The sequence below is a fragment of the uncultured Campylobacter sp. genome, from assembly GCF_937949835.1.
In the GTDB taxonomy this organism is placed as follows: domain Bacteria; phylum Campylobacterota; class Campylobacteria; order Campylobacterales; family Campylobacteraceae; genus Campylobacter_B.
The window spans coordinates 1-1,464 of the sequence record NZ_CALEDC010000319.1; the positions used below are offsets into that span (position 1 = coordinate 1).

Annotated in this window: 2 protein-coding genes; both read right to left on the reverse strand. The window is 48.2% G+C overall.

Annotated features, from left to right (window positions below; translation table 11 throughout):
• Positions 1-227: 227 nt before the first annotated feature.
• Complete coding sequence (locus Q0256_RS07305) at positions 228-563, reverse strand: chaperone NapD (protein WP_297961714.1); 336 nt, start codon at positions 561-563, stop codon at positions 228-230.
• The coding region (locus Q0256_RS07310) for a hypothetical protein (protein ID WP_297961717.1) at positions 560-1,464 on the reverse strand (905 nt) is incomplete at its 5' end. The genes Q0256_RS07310 and Q0256_RS07305, both read right to left, overlap by 4 nt.

A 1,464-nucleotide genomic window follows, 5' to 3' on the forward strand; every position in this document is an offset into this window, starting at 1 on the left:
AATACAAAGGTATTTCAGGCGCAAGCTTACTCCTTCGGGCAGATTGCGCTATATTATCCAATGCAAGCTTAACGAGCCCATAATCCGCAGCGCTTGCAGCAAACGACTTGCTGTAAAAATTCCAAGCTTGTTTGCGCAGTTAAAATTATATAGTTAAATTTGGTAGTTAAATTTGGAATTTTAAAATTTACATTTGGCGGTAAAATTTTAAAATTTACGGCGGCGGTTTAGACCCGTACCTTGCCGCCGTATTTGATCTGGCTCGGGTCTTTTTCGTCCAGCTCGCGCATTATCTGCTCGCCGTTGTCGGAGTTTGCCGCGGCGATATCTGCGTCCAGATCGGAGTATGAGTAGATCATCATCGCCTCGCTTACGCCCTTTATAGCCTCTATCGCGCGAAATGCGGCGATCTCGTCCTCGAAGCTCTCCGCGCTAATCGTGGCTACCGCCTTGCCGTCCTGGCACGCTACGAACTCGCAGCCGCCGATACTTTGCAGCTGCTTGCGAAACGCCGCTACGTCGGTATTTGCGCCCAGATAGATCACGACGCTTGAAATATTCATTTTAGCCCCCAAAAGTAGATATATCTATTGTACCCCGAGCCCACGAGATAATCTCCTTCGAAAAGCAGATAGTTGATGATATCGTTACCTAGCTCGATGCTGCGGACGATCTCGCCTGCTTTATCGATTACGCGCACGCCGTTACTAACTGTAAAAGCGCCTAGCTCGGGGCTTAGCGCCACGGCAAAAACTGCAAAATGGGCGTTATAAAATTTAGCGAAATCGCCGTTTTCGTAGTAGCACGATCTTTCTTTGTCGTTCGAGCCGCTCATCATGCGATCGCCAAGCAGCGCCACGGAGTAGATCCCGTCCTTGTGCAGGGACTTTTGGCTCATAAGTTTTTTCGCTTTCGCGTCGAAATAAAACACGATGCCGCCTTCGCACGAGATTAGTAGCGTCCCGCTAGCGCGGTCGTAGGCGCTGCCGCCCAAAGACGCGATGGTGAGCTTTTGCTCGAAGCTTACCTTGCCGCTAGGTAGGTCGAAGTATAAAATTTCGCTACCAAGACCTAGCAAAATCACGGTATTTTCGTCGTAGAAATAGACGTTTTTAATCCCCGTCATCGGTAGCTTATAGTGCATGATCTTGCCGACCGCAAACACGCCCAGCATCTTTTCAAACGCGTCGCCGTTATATAAAAATGCGTATTTTTCGCCTAGTTTATCGACATCGAATATGGTAGCGCCCATAGGCTCGTCTAGGTAATTTTTGGACGAGGGCAGGGCGAAAATTAGCGTTTTGGATATTGCGCTCGATGCGGAATTTAATGCCGTAGAATTTTCAGCAGAATTTTGCTTCGTAGAATTTGCTGCGGTTGAATTTGCTAAAGAATTTACGGCAGCGGAATTCGCAGTGGAATCTCCCGCGGAATTTACGCTCGCTTTTGCATTGAAATTCTGCG